The sequence below is a fragment of the Streptomyces sp. SID10853 genome, from assembly GCF_010548145.1.
In the GTDB taxonomy this organism is placed as follows: Bacteria; Actinomycetota; Actinomycetes; order Streptomycetales; family Streptomycetaceae; genus Streptomyces.
Window position 1 is genome coordinate 22,162 of the sequence record NZ_JAAGLN010000069.1, and the last position, 7,733, is coordinate 29,894.

Sequence of the window (7,733 nt, forward strand, 5' to 3'; positions counted from 1 at the left end):
GGTGCCGCACTGAGGCCCACGCCGCTGCTGAGGCCCGCGCGGCATCCGGCCGTACCGCCTCGCGGCCGCCGGCGGGCACCCACCCTCCGCCGGCGGTCGCGGTCAGCCGTCGCCCACCGCCGTCAGTGGCCCAGCACGGCGCGCAGCGACGGCTGCAGCGCATCGCCGTGAGCACGCACCATGTCGTCGCACAGATCCCAGATCCGCTCGACGGGCAGCGCGGCCGCGGTCGCCGGGTCGGTCATCGCGGCCTGCCGGATGTGGCGCGGCTCGTCGTACAGAGCGGCGCGGACGACGAGGTCGTTCATGCTCAGGTATGTGCGGTTGAGCGCGGCGCACTGGGCCGGGAGCGCGCCGATACGGGTGGGCTGCACACCCAGCGCATCGACCAGGCACGGCACTTCGACGGTCCCGGACGCGGGGAGGTTGTCGATGAGCCCGCGGTTGGGCACATTGCCGTAGATGGTCCGGGGCGTGCCCGTGACGATGCTGTGGATGACCTGCGGCGCGTACTCCATCGTTCCCTCGACCGGCAGCGGAGCCCCGGACGCGAGGGCGGCCCGCGTCTTCTCGTACTCCGCGACATTCTCGTCGACGATTCCCAGGTAGGCGCCCACCGGGAGCCGCAGCCGCTCGATCTCCTCGGGGTGGTGCAGATACCAGGGCACGTACTCGGCGGAGTGCTCGCTGGTCTCCGTCGGATAGTGGCCGAGCCGCCGGTACATGTCGACCCGGACCCGGCGGCGCAGCTGCGCGTCGTCGGCCACCAGGGCGTCCAGCCTGGGGTAGAGGTTCGTACCGCCCTGCTCGAATCGCAGCACCCACGCCTGGTGATTGACGCCCGCTGCAAGGTAGTTGACGTCCTCGTAGGCGACCCCGAGCAGGTCCGAGAGGTCCCGCATGGTCCAGTACACCGAGTGGCACAGGCCCACGACACGGGTCAGCCCGGTGGCCTGGCTGAGGTACTGGACGTTCATCGCCATCGGATTGGTGTAGTTGAGCAGCCAGGCGTCGGGGCAGAGCTCGGAGATGTCATCGCCCAGCGACTTGAGGAGGGGGAAGGTGCGCAGCGCGCGGAAGATGCCGCCGATGCCCAGTGTGTCGCCGATGGTCTGGCGCAGGCCGTAGCGCGCGGGTACGTCGAAGTCGGTGCGGGTCGCCTCGCCCATACCGACCTGGACGATGTTGATGACGAAGTCGGCGCCGTCCAGGGCGGATCGCCGGTCCGCGTGGGCCGTGATCCGGGCTGCCGCGCCCCGCTCGGCCGCGATGTGGCGGGCCGCGCCTTCGGCGGTGGCCAGCCGCTCGGCGTCGATGTCGTGCAGCGCGATATGGGCGTCCGTCAGCTCGGGGAAGGCGAAGAGGTCCGCCAGCAGCCCCTGGGTGAAGACGACGCTCCCTGCGCCGATGAATGCGATCTTGGTCATGAGTGGTTCTCTCCGTAGTGGGTGACGGCTGCGACGGCTTCGTCCCAGGTGGGCTGTGCGGCGGTGCCGCCGTGCGCCCGGGTGGACAGCGCGCCGCAGACCGCGGCGAGTTCGATGGCACGCGCGGTCGGCAGACCTGCCAGGACGGCGGCGACGAAACCGGCGTCGAAACTGTCGCCCGCGCCGACGGTGTCCTGCGGGCGTACCGGGAACGCGCCCGTGCGTGTCAGGGCGTTGCCGTCGTGGGCGAGCGCCCCTTCGGCCCCGTCCTTCACCACCACCAGCGGGCCGCCGGCGGCCAGCAGGGCGGCCGCTCCTTCCAGCGGTCCGGCCGGGGAGCCGGCCAGCGCGCGGGCTTCCCGGGCGTTCGGCAGCAGGATGTCGGTGACCGCGAGCACCTCGTCAAGACCGGTGGGCCGCCACTCCCCGGACGGGTCGTCATTGGTGTCGAGCGACGTGGTCGCGCCATGGCCGCGTGCGGTGCGCAGCAGGCCGGGCAGCGCACCGGCCAGCTTCGGCATCAGGAAGTACGACGCCGCGTGCACATGGCGGCAGTCGGCGAGCAGTGCGCCGGGGACGTCGTCGCCGCTGGTCGCAGCCAGGGTGCCGGGTGCGGTGAGGATGGCACGGTCGTCGCCGTCGGTCACCACGGCGGTGAGCGGGGTGGAGCGGTCCGGGTCGAGTACCAGAGCGTCGGTGTTGATGCCCCGGTCGGTCAGGGCGGCCCGTACGAAGCGACCTGCGTCGTCGTCCCCGACACGTCCGGCGAAGGCGACACCGAGGCCGAGCCTGGCGGCCCCGCACGCCATGATGGCGCCGGAACCGCCGAGGGTGAGGACACCCGTGTCGACGAGTTGCTCGCGCTGCCCGAAGGCGAGGGGTGCGCGGAGGGGGCCGAGGACGATGTCGGGGTTGGCGTCCCCGATGACGAGCAGATCGAAGGTGTGCGGCATACGGCTTCCTGGAGTCGCGTGGGTGAAGAGGACGGGGGAGGTGAACACAGCGGCCTGGACGGGGTGTTCAGCCCTTGAGGCCGCTCGATGTGATGGACTGGACGAAGGTCTTCTGCGCCGCCAGAAAGGCCAGCAGCACCGGCAGTACCGTGATCACGTTTCCCGCCATCACCGCGGCCCACTGTGTGTGGTGCTGGCCCTGGAAGGTCGTCAGGCCCAGCTGCAGGGTGTAGTGGGTGTCGTGGTTGATGGCGATCAGCGGCCACGTCAGATCGTTCCAGGTGGAGAGGAACGTCAGCACGGCCACGGTGCTCAGCGCGGGCCGTGACAGCGGCAGCACGATGAGGAAGAGGACCCGCAGCCGCGAACAGCCGTCGATCCACGCGGCCTCCTCCAGCTCCCTGGGCAGCGACAGGAAGAACTGCCGCAGCAGGAACACCGCGAACGGCGTGACCAGTGACGGGACCACCAGGGCGCCCAGCGTGTCGATCAGTCCGAGGCGCTTCATCACCAGGAACGTGGGGATCATCGTCAGCTGGAACGGGATCGCCATCGTGGCCAGCATCAGCCCGAGCAGCAGCCGGGAGCCCGCGAACCGCATCCTGGCGAACGCGTACCCGCCCAGTGAGCCGAACAGCAGATTGGACGCGACCGCCACCACGGACACGATCAGCGAATTGGCGAACCAGCGCGGGAACATGGCATTGCCCAGCACATAGCGGTAGCCGCCCAGATGGATTCCGGACGGCCACAGCGCGGGCGGGAACCTGTTGATCTCCGCGTTGCTCATCACGGAGCTGAGCAGCAGCCAGATCATCGGCACCGCGAACAGCAGGGCGAGCGGGGCGAGCAGCAGATGCCAGGCACTGAACGGCAGCCGCAGCCCCGTCCGCCGGCGCACGGGCGGTGCCGGCACCGCGTCCGGCCGGTTCGTGCGCGGGGGCAGGGGAGTGGTCACGGTCATCGGACGGCTCCTTCGATGGCGGGTTGGCGCCGCCGGACCACACGCATCCCGCCGGCGATCACGAGCAGGGCCAGCGCCAGGACATACGCGGCCGCAGCTCCGTAGCCGGCGGTGAAGTTCTTGAACGCCTGCTCCCAGATGAAGTAGACGATCACGGTGGTGGAGCCGAGCGGCCCGCCCTTCGTCGTCACGTACACCAGGTCGAAGACCTGAAGGGCGTTGATGGTCTGCCACAGCAGCAGGAACACATTGACCGGGGTCAGGGCCGGCAGGACGACATGGCGCAGCAGTTGCAGCCGGCCGGCGCCGTCCAGCCGCGCGGCCTCGATGAGCGAGGGCGGCACATCCTGGAGCGCGGCGAGATACACCACGACACAGAAGCCCGTGCCGCTCCACAGCGAGATCGCCACCAGGATCAGCAGCGCCTGCCCCGGATCGCTCAGGAATCCCTGCGGGGAGACCCCGATGGCGTGCAGGACCGAGTTGGCCACTCCGAACTGCGGGTCGAGGATGAACGAGAACAGCACGCCCTGTGCCGTCGCCGAGATGACGAACGGTACGAAGATCAGCGTGCGGTACAGGCCGACCAGTCGGATGCGCCGGTTGAGTACGAGGGCCAGGACCAGCCCGAGAAGCATGGACAGGGGCACGTACAGCCCCGTGTACTCCAGGGTGTTCCACACGGCCTGGCTGAAGTGCGGATCCTTGGTGAGCGCCCGGTAGTTGTCCAGGCCGACCCAGCGGCTGGGCGTCACCAGGTCGTCGGCCTGGAACGACAGCAGCACCGACCAGATGACCGGGACGACGCTCAGTCCCAGGATGACGAGGACCGCGGGGGAGATGAACGCCCAGGCGGTGGCCGATTCACCGCGGCGCCTGCGGCGCAGGGCGCGCAGCTGCTGTTCGTGGCCGGGGCCGGAGAGAGTGAGCGGGGTGGGCAGACCAGGCATGGTGTGAGCCTCCTCAACGCGGTATGAGCAGGGCGGCGTTGGCGTCGTCAGCACAGCGGCGCAGGGCCTTGGCGGGGGTGCTCCTGCCGAGCAGCACGGCGACGATGGCCTCTCCCAGCGCCTGGGAGATCTGCGGGTACGCGGGGTGGGCGGGCCGCACCCGGGCGGACTCCAGCGCCTTGGTGAACACCCCGAGCCCCTCGGTCTTCGCGGCCCTGGCACGCCAGCGCGGCAGGCTCTGGGTGCGCCGGCTCAGTGGCAGGCTGCCCGCCCGGATGTCCCAGCGCACGTCCTGGGCCGGCTCCATCAGCCAGCTCACCAGGGTGCGCGCCGCCTCGACACGGGCTGAGCCGTTGTCGAAGACCGTCCAGGTGTCGGGGCCCGAGATCGTGACGGGCCGGCGGCTGTAGCTCGGCAGCGGCACCACCTGGTGGTCGACACCCGCCTGGACGATGTCCGGCAGCTGCCACGGACCGGTGAGGACCATGCCCATCCGGCCCGACTCGAACACCTGGTACATCTGCTCGCTGCCCGGCTTCGGGTCGATGTAGACGCTCCGGTCGCGGGCGAGGCCCGCCACCGTCTCCAACGCCCGCACCCCCGCTTCGGCGAACCCGATGCTGCGCCCGTCGGCCGCGATCACCTCGCCGCCCAGGTCCCACACCAGCGGCCAGAGCCGCCACACGGTGTCCTCGTCGCCCACCCCTGGCCAGCCGGTGCCGAAGACGCCCCGCCGCGCATCCGTCAGGCGCTTGGCCGTCTCCTGGAACTCCCGCCACGTCCAGCCGGGTTCGGGCAGCGGCACACCGGCGTCGCGGAACAGCTTCCTGTTGCACACCACGGCGAGCGAGTCGAGCAGGGCCGGAGCGGCCCGCACCCGGCCGTTCACCGTGACGGCGTCGCGCGCCGGGGCCCAGAACTGGCTCCAGGGCACCGGCCCCGAGTGGACGGTGCCGGTCAGGTCCACGACCTGCGGGCTGCGTGCCACACCGGCCAGGTCCGAGCCGAAGACGTAGGCGACATCCGGATACGAGCCGGAGGCCAGCGCGGCCGTCACCTTCTGGAGCATCGAGTCGGCCAGCACGCCGCCGCCGGAGTCGACGCGGATGTGCGGGTGGGCACGCTGGAAATCGGCCACCAGCGATTCGATCGCGACACGTCCGGTGTCGGTCTGGCCGTGCCACAGCTCGACCGTGACCCGTCCACCGGCTCCGGCACCGTCATCGGTGTCCGTACCGCAGCCGGGCAGCGCCACCGCGGCCGAAGCGGCGCACGCCAGGCCGGTGCCACGCCGCAGTACGGTCCGGCGCGAGGGACCGAAAGGGCGGTGATGGCCGACAGCCATCCGGACCTCCAGGGGGAATCAGGGCACGACGCGGCTCCGTACGGAGGCGCGTGGGGCGTACCGGGTGGGGTGCGCGCGCCGGGCGTACGGGAGAGGCTCCGCGCGGCGCGGAAAAGGGCGGGGGCGACACCGGTGCGCCCTGTTCACGGGGACGCACCGGGAACCCGGGGTGTCAGCAGGTCTCGCGTACGTAGCCCTTGCTGCCGCTGGGCGAGACGTCCAGATCGCGCTCGACGACGCTCAGCCGGTCACCCCAGCCCGAGCACGCCTTCGACAGGCCCTTGTCGGTGTACTCGATGACGATCACATTGCTGCCGAACGCGTCGGTGTAGTCGCCGCATTCGTCCCAGGTGCCGCACTCCTCGGCGATGGCGAAGTCCAGGCCGGTCTGCGCACGGGCACCGGACAGCTGTGAGGTGTTCTTCTGCGCGATGGCCAGGCCGCGGTCGTGGGTGTGCTGGGAGAGGAGGGTGATGTACGCCTCGGCGTTCGCGGCGGTGAGCAGCTTCGACGAGCGGGTGTAGCTGTCGTAGTTGTCGGGCTCGACCGCCTGGAAGCCCTTGTCGGCGCAGCCGTCGATCCAGCCGTCGACCTTCTCGGCCACCCGCCGGCGCTTGTCGGCCGTCCGGAGGTCGAGCAGCGCCTCGCCCCAGTTCTTGTCGTAGACGACGTCGCCGTTGGCGTCGCGCAGCAGGAGATCGGAGTCCCAGTCCTTTTCGGCACCCGGCTGGGCCTGGAAGGCGTTGACGTAGCAGATGTTGTACAGACCCGCGGCCGGAGCGGCCTCGTGGTCACGGCTGACCACCTTCACCCCTGACGGTGGCGCGTACGCCCCGCCGATCTGGTAGTCGAACCCGGCGTGCACCGGTGGCAGAGCGGGAGCGCCGGCCGCCGACGCGCCGGCCGGCGCGAGGAGGGGGACGGCGGCCGCCGCGGTGACCGCCGCGACAGCGGCCGCGCGGCGCGCCGCGGACAGGGACAGCAGACGGGGCCGTGCGGGAGTGATGGTCATCATCGAGCTCCAGATGAGGGAGGGTACGTCCCCGCCTCGGACGCTGACAGCGATCCTGGCGACTTTGTCCGGGCTTGCGGCTCATGAGCCGCCCACCGGCTAGGCGTACCTCTGGCGCCGAATGCTCGAACTCGGCGTTGACCGCAGTAAATCGAGCAGGAATCGGCATGTCAAGAGCGCGAACATGAGCGATGCTGCGCATGTTCGCGCAGTGGGGAGCACGGGTTGCCTCATCCGCGCGGAGCTATGCTCACTTTCATGCTGAGAACTGAGCGCCATGCGCGGATACTTGAGCATGTGTCCGCGAAGGGCAGCGTCGACGTCGGGGAGCTGACCGGCCTGCTCGGTGTCTCGGGGGCGACCGTCCGGCGCGACCTCCAGCATCTGAGCGCGCTGAACCTGCTGCGCCGCACCCACGGCGGGGCCGCCGTCGGCAGCATCGGTCTGGAAGTGCCCGTCCAGTACCGCGCGGAGCGCAGCAGGCCGGAGAAGCGGGCCATCGCCACGGCCGCGGCTGCGCTGGTGCCGCAGGGGGCGGTCGTCGGGATGACCGGAGGGACCACCGCCACCGAGATCGCCCGTCTCCTCGCCGAGCGGGGGCCGGTCACCATCCTCACCAACGCCGTGAACATCGCCGCGGAGCTGGTCCTGCACAAGCACGTCACGCTGGTCGTCATCGGCGGCAACGCCCGGACCGAGAGCTATGAACTCGTCGGTCCCATCGCCGAGAAGACGCTCGCCGACTACCACATGGACATGACTTTCCTCGGGGTGGACGGCATCAGCGCGGCGCGGGGCTGCACGACGTACGACCAGCTGGAAGCGGCGACGGACCGGGCGTTCGCGACGAACAGCAGCAGGACCGTGGTCGTCGCCGACCACTCGAAGATCGGGCGGACCACCTTCGCGAAGATCTGCCCGCTGGGCGCCGTCCACCATCTGGTCACGGACCGGGAAGCACCGGAGGACGAGTGCACGCGGATCTCCGACGCGGGGGTCTCCGTGACCATCGCCTGAGGCGCTACTGGTGCCCCGCGCCGGGTCCCCGCGCCCCGGCGGCTCCGTCCCCGCGCCGGGTCCCC

Annotated in this window: 7 protein-coding genes; 1 reads left to right on the plus strand and 6 read right to left on the minus strand. The window is 70.7% G+C overall.

Annotation, left to right across the window (positions count from 1 at the left end; all coding sequences use genetic code 11):
* Positions 1–122: 122 nt before the first annotated feature.
* The 6 genes from G3I19_RS15955 to G3I19_RS15980 all read right to left on the minus strand — a co-directional run bounded on the left by G3I19_RS15955 (position 123) and on the right by G3I19_RS15980 (position 6,651).
* Positions 123–1,427, minus strand: a complete 1,305-nt coding sequence (locus G3I19_RS15955; protein ID WP_164264268.1) for an alpha-glucosidase/alpha-galactosidase — start codon at positions 1,425–1,427, stop codon at positions 123–125.
* Entirely contained in the window at positions 1,424–2,380 is a 957-nt protein-coding gene (locus tag G3I19_RS15960; protein ID WP_164264269.1) for a carbohydrate kinase family protein, read from the minus strand. The genes G3I19_RS15955 and G3I19_RS15960 overlap by 4 nt, the downstream gene beginning before the upstream one ends.
* Before the next feature lie 67 nt (positions 2,381–2,447).
* A complete protein-coding gene (locus G3I19_RS15965; RefSeq protein ID WP_164264270.1) occupies positions 2,448–3,344 on the minus strand; it encodes a carbohydrate ABC transporter permease in 897 nt (298 codons plus the stop codon).
* Positions 3,341–4,294, minus strand: a complete 954-nt coding sequence (locus G3I19_RS15970) for a sugar ABC transporter permease (protein WP_164264271.1) — start codon at positions 4,292–4,294, stop codon at positions 3,341–3,343. Before G3I19_RS15970 ends, G3I19_RS15965 begins: the two co-directional genes overlap by 4 nt.
* Before the next feature lie 13 nt (positions 4,295–4,307).
* The gene (locus tag G3I19_RS15975) at positions 4,308–5,639 is read right to left on the minus strand and encodes an ABC transporter substrate-binding protein (protein ID WP_164264272.1); all 1,332 of its coding nucleotides are present in this window, start codon (positions 5,637–5,639) and stop codon (positions 4,308–4,310) included.
* Positions 5,640–5,811: 172 nt separating this feature from the next.
* Complete coding sequence (locus G3I19_RS15980) at positions 5,812–6,651, minus strand: endo alpha-1,4 polygalactosaminidase (protein ID WP_164264273.1); 840 nt, start codon at positions 6,649–6,651, stop codon at positions 5,812–5,814.
* A gap of 258 nt (positions 6,652–6,909) precedes the next feature.
* Here G3I19_RS15980 and G3I19_RS15985 point away from each other — a divergent pair, with 258 nt between their 5' ends.
* Positions 6,910–7,668 (plus strand): DeoR/GlpR family DNA-binding transcription regulator, encoded by a 759-nt coding sequence (locus G3I19_RS15985; RefSeq protein WP_164264274.1) that lies wholly within the window; start codon positions 6,910–6,912, stop codon positions 7,666–7,668.
* Positions 7,669–7,733: the final 65 nt, after the last annotated feature.

Bases quoted from the DNA above. Each gene is read 5' to 3' on its own strand.
- G3I19_RS15955 (WP_164264268.1), bottom strand. From the start codon at position 1,427: ATGACCAAGATCGCATTCATCGGCGCAGGGAGCGTCGTCTTCACCCAG.
- G3I19_RS15960 (WP_164264269.1), bottom strand. From the start codon at position 2,380: ATGCCGCACACCTTCGATCTGCTCGTCATCGGGGACGCCAACCCCGAC.
- G3I19_RS15965 (WP_164264270.1), bottom strand. From the start codon at position 3,344: ATGACCGTGACCACTCCCCTGCCCCCGCGCACGAACCGGCCGGACGCG.
- G3I19_RS15970 (WP_164264271.1), bottom strand. From the start codon at position 4,294: ATGCCTGGTCTGCCCACCCCGCTCACTCTCTCCGGCCCCGGCCACGAA.
- G3I19_RS15975 (WP_164264272.1), bottom strand. From the start codon at position 5,639: ATGGCTGTCGGCCATCACCGCCCTTTCGGTCCCTCGCGCCGGACCGTA.
- G3I19_RS15980 (WP_164264273.1), bottom strand. From the start codon at position 6,651: ATGACCATCACTCCCGCACGGCCCCGTCTGCTGTCCCTGTCCGCGGCG.
- G3I19_RS15985 (WP_164264274.1), top strand. From the start codon at position 6,910: ATGCTGAGAACTGAGCGCCATGCGCGGATACTTGAGCATGTGTCCGCG.